Source organism: Enterococcus ureasiticus (assembly GCF_001730285.1).
GTDB classification, from domain to species: Bacteria; Bacillota; Bacilli; order Lactobacillales; family Enterococcaceae; genus Enterococcus_L; species Enterococcus_L ureasiticus.
In genome coordinates this window covers 832,364-848,911 of the sequence record NZ_MIJZ01000001.1, presented here as the reverse complement: position 1 = coordinate 848,911, position 16,548 = coordinate 832,364, and the positions used below count along the sequence as shown (strand labels likewise).

General features: G+C 35.5%; 15 protein-coding genes. 8 read left to right on the top strand and 7 right to left on the bottom strand.

What is annotated here, in order from left to right:
- Positions 1 to 182: 182 nt before the first annotated feature.
- The 3 genes from BCR21_RS04015 to BCR21_RS04005 all read left to right on the top strand — a co-directional run bounded on the left by BCR21_RS04015 (position 183) and on the right by BCR21_RS04005 (position 2,920).
- Complete coding sequence (locus tag BCR21_RS04015; RefSeq protein ID WP_084013216.1) at positions 183 to 1,475, top strand: glucosaminidase domain-containing protein; 1,293 nt, start codon at positions 183 to 185, stop codon at positions 1,473 to 1,475.
- A gap of 351 nt (positions 1,476 to 1,826) precedes the next feature.
- A complete protein-coding gene (locus BCR21_RS04010; protein ID WP_069645205.1) occupies positions 1,827 to 2,288 on the top strand; it encodes a DUF3290 family protein in 462 nt (153 codons plus the stop codon).
- The gene (locus BCR21_RS04005; RefSeq protein WP_069645204.1) at positions 2,288 to 2,920 is read left to right on the top strand and encodes a DUF421 domain-containing protein; all 633 of its coding nucleotides are present in this window, start codon (positions 2,288 to 2,290) and stop codon (positions 2,918 to 2,920) included. Before BCR21_RS04010 ends, BCR21_RS04005 begins: the two co-directional genes overlap by 1 nt.
- Before the next feature lie 39 nt (positions 2,921 to 2,959).
- Here BCR21_RS04005 and BCR21_RS04000 read toward each other — a convergent pair whose 3' ends face one another.
- The 4 genes from BCR21_RS04000 to BCR21_RS03985 all read right to left on the bottom strand — a co-directional run bounded on the left by BCR21_RS04000 (position 2,960) and on the right by BCR21_RS03985 (position 8,773).
- Entirely contained in the window at positions 2,960 to 4,675 is a 1,716-nt protein-coding gene (locus BCR21_RS04000; protein ID WP_069645203.1) for an ABC transporter permease/substrate binding protein, read from the bottom strand.
- Positions 4,668 to 5,858: a quaternary amine ABC transporter ATP-binding protein gene (locus tag BCR21_RS03995; protein ID WP_069645202.1), complete on the bottom strand. Its 1,191-nt coding sequence runs from the start codon at positions 5,856 to 5,858 to the stop codon at positions 4,668 to 4,670. Before BCR21_RS03995 ends, BCR21_RS04000 begins: the two co-directional genes overlap by 8 nt.
- Before the next feature lie 318 nt (positions 5,859 to 6,176).
- Positions 6,177 to 6,812: a GntR family transcriptional regulator gene (locus BCR21_RS03990; protein WP_069645561.1), complete on the bottom strand. Its 636-nt coding sequence runs from the start codon at positions 6,810 to 6,812 to the stop codon at positions 6,177 to 6,179.
- Between the two features lie 17 nt (positions 6,813 to 6,829).
- Positions 6,830 to 8,773, bottom strand: a complete 1,944-nt coding sequence (locus BCR21_RS03985) for an ABC-F family ATP-binding cassette domain-containing protein (protein WP_069645201.1) — start codon at positions 8,771 to 8,773, stop codon at positions 6,830 to 6,832.
- 215 nt (positions 8,774 to 8,988) lie between these two features.
- Here BCR21_RS03985 and BCR21_RS03980 point away from each other — a divergent pair, with 215 nt between their 5' ends.
- The gene (locus BCR21_RS03980) at positions 8,989 to 9,654 is read left to right on the top strand and encodes a redox-sensing transcriptional repressor Rex (RefSeq protein WP_069645200.1); all 666 of its coding nucleotides are present in this window, start codon (positions 8,989 to 8,991) and stop codon (positions 9,652 to 9,654) included.
- A 63-nt stretch (positions 9,655 to 9,717) separates the two neighbouring features.
- Here BCR21_RS03980 and BCR21_RS03975 read toward each other — a convergent pair whose 3' ends face one another.
- A complete protein-coding gene (locus BCR21_RS03975) occupies positions 9,718 to 10,386 on the bottom strand; it encodes a CPBP family intramembrane glutamic endopeptidase (RefSeq protein WP_069645560.1) in 669 nt (222 codons plus the stop codon).
- Between the two features lie 87 nt (positions 10,387 to 10,473).
- Positions 10,474 to 10,656 (bottom strand): hypothetical protein, encoded by a 183-nt coding sequence (locus tag BCR21_RS03970; protein ID WP_010765555.1) that lies wholly within the window; start codon positions 10,654 to 10,656, stop codon positions 10,474 to 10,476.
- 223 nt (positions 10,657 to 10,879) lie between these two features.
- Here BCR21_RS03970 and groES point away from each other — a divergent pair, with 223 nt between their 5' ends.
- Positions 10,880 to 11,164 (top strand): co-chaperone GroES, encoded by a 285-nt coding sequence (groES, locus tag BCR21_RS03965; RefSeq protein WP_010763256.1) that lies wholly within the window; start codon positions 10,880 to 10,882, stop codon positions 11,162 to 11,164.
- A gap of 63 nt (positions 11,165 to 11,227) precedes the next feature.
- Positions 11,228 to 12,856: a chaperonin GroEL gene (groL, locus tag BCR21_RS03960; protein ID WP_069645199.1), complete on the top strand. Its 1,629-nt coding sequence runs from the start codon at positions 11,228 to 11,230 to the stop codon at positions 12,854 to 12,856.
- 68 nt (positions 12,857 to 12,924) lie between these two features.
- Here groL and BCR21_RS03955 read toward each other — a convergent pair whose 3' ends face one another.
- A complete protein-coding gene (locus tag BCR21_RS03955) occupies positions 12,925 to 13,668 on the bottom strand; it encodes a TraX family protein (RefSeq protein WP_069645198.1) in 744 nt (247 codons plus the stop codon).
- A gap of 632 nt (positions 13,669 to 14,300) precedes the next feature.
- Here BCR21_RS03955 and BCR21_RS03950 point away from each other — a divergent pair.
- Positions 14,301 to 15,425 (top strand): tyrosine-type recombinase/integrase, encoded by a 1,125-nt coding sequence (locus BCR21_RS03950; RefSeq protein ID WP_069645559.1) that lies wholly within the window; start codon positions 14,301 to 14,303, stop codon positions 15,423 to 15,425.
- Between the two features lie 360 nt (positions 15,426 to 15,785).
- Positions 15,786 to 16,508, top strand: a complete 723-nt coding sequence (locus BCR21_RS03945; RefSeq protein ID WP_069645197.1) for a winged helix-turn-helix domain-containing protein — start codon at positions 15,786 to 15,788, stop codon at positions 16,506 to 16,508.
- Positions 16,509 to 16,548: the final 40 nt, after the last annotated feature.

The window sequence follows — 16,548 nt, the reverse complement described above, 5'->3', positions numbered from 1 at the left end:
TAGTAAGGGATTCATGTTATTCTCACACTCAAAAAGCTTTGAAAACTGAAACTGTTAAAAGCAATATTCAGTGCTTTAAAAATTACTACAAAGTAGGGATCAACCTAAAAAGATGAGTGATAGATTCTAAGTAACGATGAAAACATCAGAATCTTTAAAACAAGTGAGAGGAACTAAACTGAATGAAAAGAAAACTATTATCACTACAAATGATTTGTGTATTACTCAGCGTTAATTTAATACCAGTGATCGGTCATGCTAATGAATTAACTCAGTCTGAGTCAGGCACCATCGAAGAAGGAACGACGGAAACGACCGAAAGTTCTTCAACAGAAGAAACAACAACAGATTCATCTACTTCTCAAACAGAAACTGGTACAACTGAATCAACCAATACCAGCACAGAATCGTCAGAAGAAGCACAACCTCCTGCAAACAGCCACGAGGAAGTACCAGTAACACCACAACCAAGTGCTCCAGCACCGGAACAACCAGTTCAGCCAACTGCTGATCATGCTCCTACTGAAGCGCAATTGGACCAAAACATTAAGGTTGTAAAAAACGAACCAACAGAAACGTTTATTCGTCGCATCGGGGAAAAAGCGCGTGCTGTAGGTCAAAAAAATGATTTATATGCTTCTGTTATGATTGCTCAAGCCATTCTAGAAACAGGTTCTGGCAATAGTGATTTAAGTCAAAATCCTTATCACAATCTTTTCGGAATCAAAGGCGAGTATAAAGGGGAAAAGGTTGATTTCTCTACACAAGAAGATGACGGAACAGGCAATTGGTATACGATCGATGCTTCCTTTAAAAAGTATCCTGGATACAAAGAATCATTTGAAGATTACGCTAAGTTAATGAAAGAAGGCATAGATTCAAACAAAACAATCTATTCAGGTACGTGGAAGTCAAATGCCGTGAGCTACCGCGAAGCAACAAAATCATTAACAGGAGTTTATGCGACAGATACGAGCTATGATCAAAAACTGAATGCATTTATCGAAGAATATGACTTGACTGAATACGACAAAGAAAAACCATCTACATCAACAAGTGGAATCATTGTTGCAGATAGTCATCCAGATAGTGACTTCAAAGAATACACTGGTGAAACATACTCTGGTTCAGAAGCTTATGCTGCAGGAAACTGTACGCAATATGTCTATAACCGTATCGTTCAATTAGAAGGTTACGTTGAAACAACAATGGGTAACGGAATGGACTGGGGAACAACTGGTAAAGCAAACGGCTATGAGGTTTCTAGTAAACCTAAATCAGGAACGGCTGTTAGTTTCCAACCAACTGTTGCAGGAGCCGATGGAACTTATGGACATGTAGCGTTTGTCGAACATGTTTATGACGATGGTTCTATTCTAATCTCAGAGATGAATGTTGCCGGTTTAGGTATGGTTTCATTTAGAGTGATCGACAAAGATACAGCGAACACTCTAGCTTATGTAACTCCTAAGTAAAAAAAGATAAGTCAATAACAATATCAAGCTTAAACGGTTTGCTATTGTTATTGGCTTTTTTTGTTGTAACCAAAGAGCTATTTACTTTTTCTTAATCATTCTATAGAAAACCTAAATAATTTAGGCATAGTTTCTTCAAATCTTCAGGCTATTATTAATACATACCCAATAACAAACCCAAACAAACACTTTTTCATTTTTACTCCTCAAGTAAAAAGAACTCCTTTCCGCTCGGTCACCCAGCCGAGCGGTATTTTTTTTGTCCAAAAAATCTATTTTAAGGTTTTTATTGTATGTTTAGGTGGTTTTATAGTACGATTTAAGGAGAAATGGTAGGAGGAGTGAAGGCAAGTGCAGTTTTATACCTATGATTATCTGCTCCAGCAAACGCATACTGTGAACAAAATACAATGGGCGATCATGGCCGGGTTATTTTTGATTTTACTCGTGATGGGGTTCTTTTGGGTTCGTAAGCGACTTGATTACAAATTTAAAGAAATCGGTATTTTGATTATTGTACTTTTGTTATTATTAGGAGGTATACAATTAAACACCTATTACAATGCCGAAGCTAGCGACAATCAATATGCGCAAATGATCGGAACGCTACAGGCTGTTGCTAAATCAATGGATGTTGAACCAAACAAGTTAAAAATGAACCGAACGGATTTAAATATTGATCCTGTTGTTGAAGTAGAAGGGAAATTCTATTTGATTCGTATGTCAGATGACAAAGCTTCTTATCTTATTCAAGAAATCGAAGTGAAAAATCAGAAGGAATTTCAGACCGTTGATACAGGAGGTAAAAATTAATGTTTCCATATTTTGATGTTGGCTTAAAATTAACAATTGGTTTATTATGTTTGATTATTTTTATCAATATTTCAGGTAAAGGGAACCTAGCGCCGAAAAGTGCTGCAGATCAAATTCAAAACTATGTTTTAGGTGGGATCATTGGGGGTGTGATTTACAATTCTCAGATCACTGTTTTGCAATTTTTGATCGTGCTATTGATTTGGGGGACATTGGTCACTTTATTGAGGATCGCCAAGTTAAGAAATCCAGAAATTAAAAAAATAGTAGACGGACAACCGATTATTTTAATTGATAAGGGACAAATGATTCCAGAAAATTTTAAACAAGCAAACTTATCGGCACATGATTTTGGGACGATGCTTAGATTGCATGATGTCAATACAATTACTGAAGTCAAACGTGTGCAATTAGAGCAAAATGGTGATTTGACGATTGTGCGTAAAGGCGATCCTAATCGTGGATTGTATTTAATTACAGATGGTTTAGTGATAGAAGATGCATTGGATGACATCAATAAAGAGAAAGAATGGTTGATGGAAGAATTAGCCAAACAAAATTATACGGACCCTGCAAAGATTTTTGTTGCCGAATATTTTCAAGGAAATCTTCGGATTGTGCCTTATACATGAAAAAAGAACTGACCACGATTACAGTGATCAGTTCTTTTTTTATTTTTTCCACTCAGCGACTTCTTTTGAATGACTGTCGATCCAGTCTCTAGCTGCTTGTGTTGGTTCTGTTCCATTGTTGATTTCTAACATAACTGATTCCATGTCTTCTTTTGTCCAATGGAAGTTTTTCAATACATTATAAGCTTCAGGATTTTCTTTTTCTAATCCTTTTCTGGCCATTGTATGAATTGTTTCTTCTTTACCCATTGTCCCTTTTGGATCTTCTAAATATTTAAGATCATACTTAGCAAACATCCAGTGAGGAGACCAACCAGTGATGACGATCTCTTCTTTGTTTTTGATTGCTTGTCCAAGAGCCACGGTCATCGCACCAGAAGAAGAAGTTTCGACAGACCAGTCGGCTAAGTTGCTATACGCTTTTTGGGTTTTCTCAGCAGCAGCAACGACACCTGCACCAGGTTCGATCCCAGTGATTTTTTTACCAGCTTGATCTTTTAAATCTTCAATTGAATCGACATCCATATATTGTGGAACGACGATACCAAGTTTAGCACCTTTTAGATTTTCACCTAAGTCGTCGACTTTGTCTTTATATTGTTTATATTGTTCTCCGTGAGTCCCAGGTAGCCAAGCAGCAACCATGGCATCTGTTTCACCTTTTGAGATGGATTCCCACATGATAGCATTATCTAGTGGTGTTAATGACACATTGTAGCCAATATCTTTTAAGACTTCACCCACTACATGAGTAGAGGCAACTTCTGTATCCCATTCTACATAAGAAAGAGAAATATTTTTTTCTTCGTTTTTAGCAGATGAGAAAAGAGTAGAACCGCCAATCAGAGCGATGATTGCGACAACAGCAACGGCGATCCCAGCGATTTTTTGCTTCTTAGATAATTTCGATTTTGCTGGAGTTGTTTTTTTCTTATTTAAATTCTGAGTAAAACGATCGATGATGATTGCTAGAATAACTAATGCTACACCGTTAACAAAACCGTTTCCGACTTGAGCACGCTGTAAGGCAGAAAGAACGCCGCGACCAAGACCAGGGGCACCGATCATTGAGGCAATAACTACCATAGAAAGTGCGAGCATAGTTGTTTGATTGACACCAGCCATGATCGTGTTTTTAGCTAATGGTAATTCAAGTTTGAATAATTTTTGCCAGCCAGTACTACCAAATGAGTCAGAAGCTTCAACTAATTCTTTCGGTACTTGGCGAATTCCGAGATTCGTAAAACGAACGGTAGGCGGTAATGCAAAGATCACTGAGGCAAACACCCCAGGAACCATCCCAATTCCGAAAAATGCGACTGCAGGAATCAAATAAACGAATCCAGGCATAGTTTGCATGAAATCAAGGATAGGCGTAATAATACTTTGCGCTTTATTACTTTTTGCCATTAAAATCCCAAGTGGTACACCGATAACGATAGAAACTACACTAGATAGTAACACTAACGTCACAGTACTCATTAAATCTGTCCATAAATTTTGGTTATAAATAAAAAGTAACCCAATCAGTGTAAATAAACTTAAACCAATTTTCTTATTTGAAATAAAAAATGCAATGGCAGTTAAAATAATAATAAATAGTACAGGAGGAACCGCAACTAAAAGGGACGTGATTCCATCCATCAGGCTTTGACCAGTTGTTTGGAAGAAACTGAAAACACCAGAAAATGTATTGGTCATCCATTCTGTGATCGTTTCGACCCAACTTGCTACAGGTAATTGATAATTATTCATTGATGTTCACCTCTGTTTCTGCTAATGCCTCAAGAACGCTGCCTCGAATCACAACACCAAGCAATTTATTGTTGTCAGTTACAGCAACTGGTGTAGGTGAATCATAGATGATCGGGAAGATATCATTGACTAGCATATCTTTGTCAATTGAAGTGATATCTGTATCTACATAATCAATTAATGGTTTACCTGCTTTACGAGCTTCTAATGCGCGCTCGGCTCTGACCACACCTTTTAGTTGACGTTTTTTATCAACAGCTAAAAGCATACTGACTTCTTCTTGACGCATACGAGTTAAAGCAACTGTTGGACCATCAATTTCAATATTTGTTGTTAGTGCTGGAACCATAATATTTTGTGCAGTTAAGACTTTTGAACGATCGACATCTTCAACGAATGTGCGAACGTAATCATTAGCTGGATTCGTTAAAATTTCTTCACCAGTACCGATTTGCATGATTTGGCCATCTTTCATTAAAGCGATTCGATCACCAATGCGTAACGCTTCATTTAAATCGTGGGTGATAAAGATGATCGTCTTTTTCACATTTTCTTGCAAATCGACTAACTCATCTTGCATTTCTCGGCGAATCAACGGATCAAGAGCAGAAAAGGCTTCATCCATCAATAAGATTTCTGGATCATTAGCCAAGGCTCTAGCTAAACCAACACGTTGCTGCATTCCGCCGGATAACTGATTAGGAAACTGATCTTTAAAAGCAAGTAAACTTGAGTTTTCTAACGCTTGTTCAGCTTTTGCAGTTCGCTCTTCTTTTGGAACACCACGAACTTCTAAACCATATTCCGTGTTCTCTAAGATGGTGCGGTGAGGGAAGAGACCAAAATTTTGGAAGACCATACTCATTTTGTTACGACGAACTTCTCTAAGTCCTTCTTTATCCAATTTTGAGATGTCTTGATTATCGATAAAAATATTTCCAGAAGTTGGTTCGATCAAACGATTCAATAAACGGATCAAGGTAGATTTTCCACTACCAGAAAGACCCATGATCACAAAAATTTCTCCTTCTTCTACTTCAAAATTTACATCGTAAACGCCGACAGTAGCACCGGTCTTTTTCAAGATTTCGGTTTTATCTTTGTTTTCTTTGATCATATCCAGCGCTTGTTTTGATTTTTTACCGAATATTTTTGTTAAATGCGAGACTTGTACTTTGGGCAAAACAAAATTCCTCCTTATTTTAAAAGCTGAACGAGCTTGTTTAGCCTCGACTAGATAATAGGTAAAAAAGACTGAGACGTTTTTTGTCTCATTCAGTTTTTATCCTTTTCTCGAGAGACTAGCTCGTGAAGCTAAGTAGCTACAAACGCTAAGTTTTTCAACTGTAACGCTAAAACTTACTCTACATGTAAAGAAAATCATTTTCTTTTCTGTAAAAAAAGTGACCATTCTAGGTTAACATCGTGTAGTCACTTTGTCAAATTAGGAGTATAGAAAAGAAGAACAGTCAAACATATTCGTTCGATTGTTCTTCTGGTATTATGAATTCGGATAGAAAAAATTCTGAACTCGCTGTAATGTTGATTCATGACCAACAAAATAAATCGTATCACCTGCAGTAAGTTTTGCGTATGGGCCAGGAGATACAAGGAGTTCATCACCGTGTTTGATCGCAATCAAAGTAGCAGACGTACTTTGCCATAAATTCAATTCGCTGATTGTCATTTCAAGATGCATTGCATCATCAGTCAGTGTGAAAGTTACTGGATTTAGCGGATTGAACGAATCAAAACGCTTAGTCTGATCAACAAGCTTATCCAGTATTTCTGAGAAGTGGCTTAATTCTTCTTTTTGTTTTTTGACACTGTCTATCAGATCGTCTTTTAAATCATGAATCGATTGAACATCTTGGTATTGGTCGACGAAAAGCTTGGCCTTGTCCATTGAATGAACATAAAATCCGCTACCATGTTTTGCTTGGACGATTTCTAAATCAACCAATACGCTGATCGCCTTTCTGGCAGTTTCAGGAGAGACACTGTATTTATTAGCCAAAGTAGAGCGTGCATGGATTTTATCACCAACCGTAAATGTTTGATCAGCAATTTTAGCTGCTACATCTACAGCGATTTGCTGATACTTAGGTTTCGTTACATTCATACGTTTTGAAGTCATATCAAACCTGCCTTTCGTCAATTATTTTCTTCTATTTCTTCAAGCTCTAAACTAAGATTTTCCCATTCTGTCAATAATTGTTCTTGTTGTGCGCGCTGTGATTCTAACTCTTCATTTAATGACATTAGCTTCATATGGTCATCAACGAGTGCAGGATCGCTCATAGATTGTTCTAATTGTGCGATCGTCGTGTCCAATGCTGCTAAATTTTCTTCGATCTGCGTTATTTTTCGATTTAAATTACGCAGGATTTTTTGTTGTTCTTTATTTTGATAAAAATCATTTTTAGGTTTGGCTGTTTCTGTTTGTTTTACAGAGGACTGTTCAGCTAATAATGCAGCTAATTCTTCTTCTTCTTTTTTCTTCTCAAGATAGTAATCGTAATCGCCTAAATAAAGTTTGCTGCCAGATTCAGAAAGTTCAATGACTTTCGTCGCAATTCGGTTAATGAAATAACGGTCATGGGAAACAAAAAGAAGGGTTCCTTCATAATCGATCAAGGCGTTTTCCAAAACTTCTTTATTGTCGATATCCAAATGGTTCGTCGGTTCATCAAGGATCAGGAAGTTTTGTCTATCCATTGATAACTTCGCTAGTGCAACCCGAGCTTTCTCGCCACCACTTAAAAGAGGGATCGTTTTTTCTACATCATTTCCACTAAATAAAAAGCTGCCTAGAATATTGCGAATATCTTTTTCAGGAGTAGTTGGATGCTCATCCCAAAGCTCAGCTAAAACAGTTTTTGTTCCGTGGAGGTTAGCTTGTTCTTGATCATAATAGCCGATTTGAACGTTTGTCCCTAATGTTGCATCACCTTTAATGAAAGGAATCGTTCCAATAATTGATTTTAATAAAGTCGATTTTCCGATTCCATTAGGTCCAACTAAGGCAATGGCTTCTTGACGACGAATGTCTAATGAAACAGGCTCTGATAAGATATGGTTCTCATAACCAATCGCGGCATCATCTACTTGGAGTACGACATTTCCGGAAATTTTTTCGATTGCAAAAAGAAAATTAGCTGATTTTTCATCTCCTTGAGGTCGGTCTAAACGGTCCATTTTCTCTAAAGTTTTTCTGCGACTTTGTGCTCGTTTTGTTGTGGATGCTCTGACTAAATTTCGAGCTACAAAATCTTCTAGTTTATTGATTTCAGTTTGCTGTTTTTCGTAAGCCTTCCATTCACTTGTCAGTTGCTCAGCTTTTAATTCTAAATATTTTGAGTAATTGCCTTTATAGTAACGCATTTTATGGCGGCTGATCTCATAGACTTCTGTTACGACTTTATCCAAAAAATATCGGTCATGCGAGACAATCAAAAGGGCACCAGAGTATCCAGGTAAGTAATTTTCTAGCCAAGAAAGAGTGTCGATGTCTAAATGGTTGGTTGGTTCATCGAGAATCAGAATATCTGGTTTTTGCAACAGCATCCGTGCTAAAGCTAAACGTGTTTTTTGACCACCAGATAACGTACTGATATTCTTTGAATAAAATTCTTCTTTGAATCCAAAACCGTGTAAGACAGAACGGATTTCATTCTCATAACCATAGCCATTTTTTTCTGAAAATTCATGTTGTAGGCGATCATATTCTTTCATAACAGATTCATAATTTGGAGCATCAGGCAACAGTTCACTGATGATCAATTCTAATTCACGCATTCGTTTTTCCATTGTGATCACTTCGACAAAAGCTTCAAGCATCTCATCCCAAACAGTTTTATCAGAATCAAGTCCAGTATCTTGGGCTAAGTATCCCAAACTGGCTGTTTTATTTTTAGCAATCGTACCAGCGTCGGGTGCATCTATGCCAGCGATTATTTTTAAAAGAGTAGATTTACCAGCACCGTTGCGGCCGACTAAAGCGATCCGACTATTTGTACTGATCTCCATTTGTATGTTATCAAACAAAGTATCTGCGCCGAAATAACGGGCGATTTGATTTGCTTGGAGTAAAATCATGTGGTAACCTCATTTCTATTTCAATGCCTTTAGTGTAGCATAAATTGGTCAAAAAAAGCACCTATCCTACAGTATGACTCAAAATTTGTCAGTCTAATTTTAAAAAGTTTGAAAAATAGTTCTTTTCCTGAGCGGTAAGATTGCTTTTTATCTGGAACAACTGCTATTATGAGAGATGGATATTTGTCTATATTTAGAGTATTGGAGGTACGATTGTGAAAGACCAAATTATTCCAAAAGCAACGGCAAGACGCCTTCCCCTATATTATCGTTATTTGAGAATTCTGCATGATGCAGGCAAAAATAAAGTTTCCTCTACTGAGCTCAGTGATGCAGTGCAAGTGGATAGCGCAACAATTCGACGAGATTTTTCTTATTTTGGCGAACTAGGTAAGCGTGGTTATGGCTACGATGTAGAGAATCTGATGAATTTCTTTGCAAAAACATTGAATGATGATGAACTAACAAATGTAGCATTGATCGGTGTAGGTAATTTAGGAAGTGCCTTACTAAAGTATAAATTTCATCAGAGTAATAGTATTCGTGTTAGCTGCGCATTTGATGTGAACGACGATATTGTTGGCAGAATCGTTGATGGTATCCCAGTTTATCCAATGACAGATATGATGGAACAGATTCGTGTGCAACAAATTGAAGTAGCGATTCTAACATTACCAGCTAGAAAAGCACAAGAAGTTGTAAGTCAGTTGGCAGATGCTGGCGTGAAAGGTATTTTGAACTTTACAGCAGCACGTTTAGTAGCACCAACAGATGTTTTGATTCAAAATGTTGATTTGACGAATGAATTACAAACATTGATTTACTTCTTGCATCATGATAATGAATTAGCCGATACTGAAATCGAAGACGAAAAAGAATAATTTAAAAACCCCTGTGATTGCTTTTCTTACAAGAAGGGCAATCACAGGGGGTTTATTTTAATATTATTTAGGCAGTTCAATATTGGCGTAATGCATAATAAGTTGGGCAATCACAACGAGCGTATTCATTCCGCAATGAGCGATGATCGAGGTCCAAATTTTCCCAGTCATTTTATACAGTAGAGCAAAGAAGAAGCCCATGAAAAAATAAACAAAGAAATGACCATCTTGATGGATAACAGAAAATAAAGAAGAACTAATAATCGCAGCGATCCAAAAACCAGTATAGCTTTCTGTCAAACCAATCAAAGAACGACGAAAAACAAACTCTTCCATGATTGGTCCGCCAATCGTTGTTGCTAGGATAAACAAAGGATTCGCTAAAATAACTGCGATAATATTTTGTGTATTTTGTGAACTAGGCGGAACGCCTGTGATCGCTGTTTCAATACCAAAAACAATTGCTTGGATAATCATTGCTAAAAAGATGCCACTAACGCCAAGTAAGAAGATGAAAACTGGAGAAGTTAGTTTTGCTTCTTGTTCCACCATAGTAACAGCTGTATTTTTATTTTTAATGTAAAGCCAAATCATCAAAGCAGCACCTAAAATATAAGTGAATGTTGTACCCGCAATCACGATATCTGGTGAAAATGGTCTGAAAATATAGGGAGAAAAAAACACGAGCCCATAAATAAGGATCATTGAAAAACTTATATTTTTAATAGACATATTTTTAGGCATATAAATAGTAAGCTCCTTTCAACAAGTGCAGAATATAAAAAGTATACCATAATGGACATTTATTTCGGAAGACTATTATTTTTTATGATTATTGCGATACCCTAATAACAGAAAGATAAATACGAAGAAAAAAGCTGCTTCCCACAAAGTAGTTGTCCAGTCAAAACGTCTGCTTACTCCAAAAAAGAAGTTACCGACATTCGCAATAATTAAATAAAGTCCTGTTATCGTCAAAGCTCCCGTGATCCGTTGTTTCATTTCAATCGCCTCCCTTTCTGATCTTATTTTACCATGAAATGGAGGATAGAGAAGGAATATGTCGATCCTTGTAAAGGAACTTATTTTCTTTGTTCGATTATTTAATAAAATTAGTCAAAAGACTTGCAAAACGACAGGGAAATGAGTATTATAAATAGTGTGAGTTAGCACTCGATAACCAAGAGTGCTAAAATGATAAATAATTTTTATGGAGGGATTTATTGTGTTAAAACCATTAAGCGATCGCGTCGTTATTGAAGTCGCGAAAGAAGAAGAAAAAACAGTAGGAGGCATCGTCTTAGCATCAGCTGCCAAAGAAAAGCCTCAAACAGGAAATGTTATCGCAGTAGGTGAAGGCCGTGTTTTAGAGAACGGTACAAAAGTTCCTGCCGATGTAAAAGTAGGCGATACCGTAATGTTTGAAAAATATTCAGGTACAGAAGTTAAATATGAAGGAAATGATTACTTGATCGTTTCTGGCAAAGACATTATTGCGATTGTCGAGTAATCCATTTTTAAACATAAAGAACATTTAAAATAAAAAAAATAAAATTTTTGAGGTGAAGGAATTATGGCAAAAGAAATCAAATTTGCAGAAGATGCACGTGCAGCAATGCTTCGTGGGGTAGATATTTTAGCGGACACAGTAAAAGTAACATTAGGCCCTAAAGGTCGTAACGTTGTTTTAGAAAAATCTTTCGGATCACCATTAATTACAAATGATGGAGTAACGATTGCAAAAGAAATCGAGTTAGAAGATCATTTTGAAAATATGGGTGCTAAATTAGTATCTGAAGTTGCTTCTAAAACAAATGATATCGCAGGAGACGGTACAACAACTGCTACAGTGTTGACACAAGCAATCGTTCGAGAAGGCTTGAAGAACGTAACTGCTGGTGCGAACCCTCTAGGAATTCGTCGTGGTATCGAATTAGCAACAAAAACTGCAGTTGAAGAATTACACAACATTTCAACTGTCGTTGATTCAAAAGAAGCAATTGCACAAGTAGCAGCTGTTTCTTCTGGTTCAGACCGTGTTGGACAATTGATTGCTGATGCAATGGAAAAAGTTGGTAACGACGGTGTTATCACAATCGAAGAATCAAAAGGGATCGAAACTGAATTAGACGTTGTTGAAGGAATGCAATTTGACCGCGGCTACTTATCTCAATATATGGTGACTGACAATGATAAAATGGAAGCTGTTTTAGAAAATCCATATATCTTGATCACTGACAAAAAAATCTCTAATATTCAAGATATCTTGCCTTTGTTAGAACAAATTTTACAACAAAGCCGTCCATTATTGATCATCGCTGATGACGTTGATGGTGAAGCATTACCAACTCTTGTTTTAAATAAAATTCGTGGAACATTCAATGTTGTTGCTGTTAAAGCACCAGGTTTTGGTGATCGTCGTAAAGCAATGCTTGAAGATATTGCGATGTTAACAGGTGCTACAGTGATCACTGAAGATTTAGGTCTTGAATTAAAAGATACAACAATCGAAAATCTTGGTAATGCAAGTAAAGTTGTTGTTGATAAAGACAACACAACAATCGTTGAAGGCGCTGGCGAAAAAGCTGGTATCGATGCCCGTGTTCAATTGATCAAAAATCAAATTGCAGAAACAACTTCTGATTTTGACCGTGAAAAATTACAAGAACGTCTAGCGAAATTAGCAGGCGGCGTTGCGGTTGTTAAGGTTGGAGCTGCAACTGAGACAGAATTAAAAGAATTAAAATTACGTATCGAAGATGCTTTGAACGCTACTCGTGCTGCGGTTGAAGAAGGCATGGTTTCAGGTGGTGGTACAGCGCTTGTAAATGTTATCGGGAAAGTGGCTGCATTAGATGCTGAAGGCGATGTAGCAACAGGAGTGAAAATCGTTGTTCGTGCTTTAGAAGAACCAATCCGCCAAATTGCTGAAAATGCTGGCTATGAAGGCTCAGTAATCGTGGATAAATTAAAAAATATCGATTTAGGTATTGGGTTCAATGCTGCTAATGGCGAATGGGTAAACATGGTCGAAGCAGGAATCGTTGACCCAACAAAAGTAACTCGTTCAGCATTACAAAATGCTGCATCAGTGGCTGCCTTGTTATTAACAACAGAAGCAGTTGTTGCAGACAAACCAGAACCAGCTGGTGCGGCAATGCCTCCAATGGACCCATCAATGGGAATGGGCGGCATGATGTAATCAAGCTTTGCTCAATAAAAAAACAGTCTAACATTATTAAATGTTAGACTGTTTTTTTGTTCAATTAACTAGTTAAAATAAGGGATAATCAAATACTGTTGAATCCCCGCTAACACCAACAAATGAACTGGATAAAACCAATAAAAAAAATACTTCCACTGTTTTCCTCGTTGCCCATTGTAAAAATAGATCGGTATAAAAGCAATCAGCCCAAACCAACTATTTTGTATAAGCACCAAAGCCCCGAGAATACATTTCAATAGAAGAAAATCTCTAAATAGATACAAAACGACAATCAGCAAAATACCGATCCAACCGCCATAATCCGTTTGCAACCATTCAGCTAGAAAAATTCCCATTCCTACTATAATAATAGAAAGAATCGTATTTTTTATAGAGTGAGACTGCAGTTTTTTCAATCCAGTAATAACCAGTAAGCCTATTAATAATGTAAAAAAGACATTTTGACTTTTTAAATCAATTAGTTGATGTGAAAAAGCTAGATCATAAGGTATTTCGGAAATTAATGCAAAGAGAGACAAACGAATTAGATATCTTTTGGTATTTGAAGTATGGATAAAACCTTCAACCAATAAAAAACAGAATATAGGAAAAGCGAGTCTTCCAATCATGATAAAAGCAGGGAAGATAACCTGACTCAGTTCAATAAGTTGATTTGATTCAACTGCATAAGGAACAGACACCGATAAAGCAGGCTGAAAAGAAATAATTTTTGCTGTATGATCCAAGAGCATAGCAATGATAGCAATCCATTTCAACTGACTACCTGAGAAAAAAGGTTTTGTATCCAATAATAATACTCCTTTTCAATAGTAGATTTAGATATATTATTTTACCATATAATTTTTTCTATATGTTCAAAGATTGTCAAAAATGACAGTTTGCTTATTTATATGCTGAAGCAAGAGGGAATGAGTTAGGAAATTAAGAAATTGGAATAAAGTGTTGTTTATTTATGAGGAAAAATTCAGATAAGGAAAAATAGAAAAACTTTTTTATTGATATATATATTTAATAAAATATATAATTTATAAATAAAATAGTGAAAAATAAAAGATATATTGTTATAATGAATTTAATTCCTATTTATAAAAAAATTTTTTCTTGAATGTAGCAGTTACAAGAAAAAAATGAATATATCAATTGAATAATCGCGTTTTAGTTTTAACTACTAATTCATTCTATATCAAAATGAGAACACAGTCTATAAAGAAAAGTTCATTATTTTATCATATTTTTAACATTTAAGATAAAAAAATGAGAAAAGGTTGATGTTTTTTTGCTTGTAAATGAAAATAAGCGGAATAAAGTGATACATTATCATGTTTTTATTGTGTTTATTCCAGTAAATATTTTGAAAATAGATTTATATTTTTTAGCCGTCAAATAAGCCGTCAATTATTTTTGGAAAGGGTGTCAGATGTTGAGTAGAAAAGGTGAGAATATATATAAAAGGAAGGATGGTCGTTGGGAAGGTCGATATATGAAAGCAAGAAGTGAAAATGGCAAAATTATTTATGGTTATATCTATGGAAAACGTTATGCTCATGTAAAAGAAAGACTAGCTAAATTAAAAGTGCGCTATTCTTTTACTCATAATAATATCAACTTATATAAAGGAACGGTCCAAGACTGGCTAAATCATTGGTTGAACGTATTGATGCGAAAAAAAATCAAACTATCAACTTATTCAAGCTATCGATTACGTATGGATAAATATATCATCCCCTTTCTAGGTAAAAAGCAACTGATACTAATGAAAAGTCAAGATATTGAAGAATTTGTCAACTATTTAATGAACTTGAATTTGTCTCCTTCAACGATTCATTCGATTGTGACCGTGTTAAAAAGTGCGATGAACAAAGCCTTTATGGAAAACTATATTCTTTCAAATCCTTGTAAGAATCTGTCATTATCAACAAAACCTAAGAACGAGATTTCAGCACTAAGTATCAAGGATCAAGAAAAACTAGAACAAGTTGCTTTGAAAGAACAAAGCTGTTCTGCTGTGATTTTAGCATTGTATACAGGTTTAAGGATCGGTGAAATCAGTGGATTAAAATGGAGTGATATCGACTTTGAAAAAGATATTATTTATATAAGAAGAACTCTGTACAGAATTCCTAATACGATAAATAGTAGAAAAACTGAAGTCATTATGGCAGAGCCAAAAACGAAAAGTTCTAAACGATCAATACCTTTAGCAAAAAATCTAAAAAAATATCTATTAGACAAACAACAAATCTCTTTTTCAGATTATGTGATTTCTTGTAAAAATAGTTATGCTGAGCCGCGAGTTATAAGTTACCGATTCAGAAAAAGTATTGAGCAAGCAGGTATCAGATCTATTCATTTTCATATTTTACGCCATACCTTTGCGACAAGATGTGTTGAACAAGGGATCGATATTGCTACACTGAGTAAGTTGCTTGGACATGCTTCTATAAAATTGACTCTAGATACGTATACGGATTCTCTTTGGGAAAATAGAAAAGAGGCTGTTTCAGTCATTGATAGTAGACTTGGTACAGTATCTGTTGCATCTTAAAAGTGAAAAAAGCACCTGACAAAACTAATTTTTAGTTTTGTCAGGTGCTTTTTTTAGAAAATCTATTATAGTTTTTTAAGCCGTCATAAAATGGTCAAAAGGTCACCGAAAGGCTGATCAATAGGCAAAAAAATGACTTTTTCTTGTAACTGCTACATTCAAGAAAAAACGAAGTATCTTATGCTCAGATTCGCCGTCAGCATCTATGTATTAAGCCCTTAATAAATAGATGTGTAACTATTATAATCGCAAATCAAGAATTTCTAAACTCTAAAGACTTCAAATAATATAGAAGTTTTAATTGAAAGACCAAAATTGGCCAGACATTCAGGAAAATGATAATAGGGGAGGGCATAGCCAGTGTATACGATCGGATATATTTCAGTTAATGAAGAAATAAATGAGCAATACCTAGAAATATTTAAAACAATTCAATGCCACATTTACATCATTAGGAAAGAGGAAGTAGCACAATTATTTGAAAGTAATAGTAAACAATTAAAACGATTAGATACCTTAATTATTGAAGAATCTGTTTTGAGTAATATCAATTGGATTTGTGAATTGATCATGAAGATACGTAAACAAACGACATTGCCAATTTGGATTTTTGGATCATCAGAAAATTTAAATCGAACGAACCGAATCGTTTATTTGCAATTAGGTGCAGACGGCATTATTGATCGCAGTGATGAAATAGATGAATCATTGTTGATGATGAGAAATCTACTTATGCGATTTAAACAACGAGAAAAATTTTTAGAAATACCCAAACAAACCTTTATAGACGATGCTGCTGAATTTAAGCTAGTACCACAAAATTTAAGTGTCTGTTTAGAAGATGGAATAGAAGTCAATTTAACCAAATTAGAATTCCTTACAATTGAATATTTACATAAGCACGCACGTAAAACGATGACATATGAGGAAATCTATAAAAATGTTTGGAATGATACTTACCGAAATAGAAAGTACCGGGTATCTAATTTAGTTTTTCATTTAAGACAAAAAATTGAAATGGATATCGACAAACCGAAATACATCAAAACAATTCGTTCTATCGGATATATGTTAAATATTTAGTGCTAAAAGCTGTTACAAAACTTAATGAGGAAAAGACTGA

Excerpts from the sequence above, each read along its gene's own strand:
- BCR21_RS03970 (WP_010765555.1), bottom strand. The coding sequence starts at position 10,656 with ATGAAACAACGGATCACGGGAGCTTTGACGATAACAGGACTTTATTTA.
- BCR21_RS03985 (WP_069645201.1), bottom strand. The coding sequence starts at position 8,773 with ATGATTTTACTCCAAGCAAATCAAATCGCCCGTTATTTCGGCGCAGAT.
- BCR21_RS03990 (WP_069645561.1), bottom strand. The coding sequence starts at position 6,812 with ATGACTTCAAAACGTATGAATGTAACGAAACCTAAGTATCAGCAAATC.
- groL (WP_069645199.1), top strand. The coding sequence starts at position 11,228 with ATGGCAAAAGAAATCAAATTTGCAGAAGATGCACGTGCAGCAATGCTT.
- BCR21_RS04000 (WP_069645203.1), bottom strand. The coding sequence starts at position 4,675 with ATGAATAATTATCAATTACCTGTAGCAAGTTGGGTCGAAACGATCACA.
- BCR21_RS04015 (WP_084013216.1), top strand. The coding sequence starts at position 183 with ATGAAAAGAAAACTATTATCACTACAAATGATTTGTGTATTACTCAGC.
- BCR21_RS03975 (WP_069645560.1), bottom strand. The coding sequence starts at position 10,386 with ATGTCTATTAAAAATATAAGTTTTTCAATGATCCTTATTTATGGGCTC.
- BCR21_RS04005 (WP_069645204.1), top strand. The coding sequence starts at position 2,288 with ATGTTTCCATATTTTGATGTTGGCTTAAAATTAACAATTGGTTTATTA.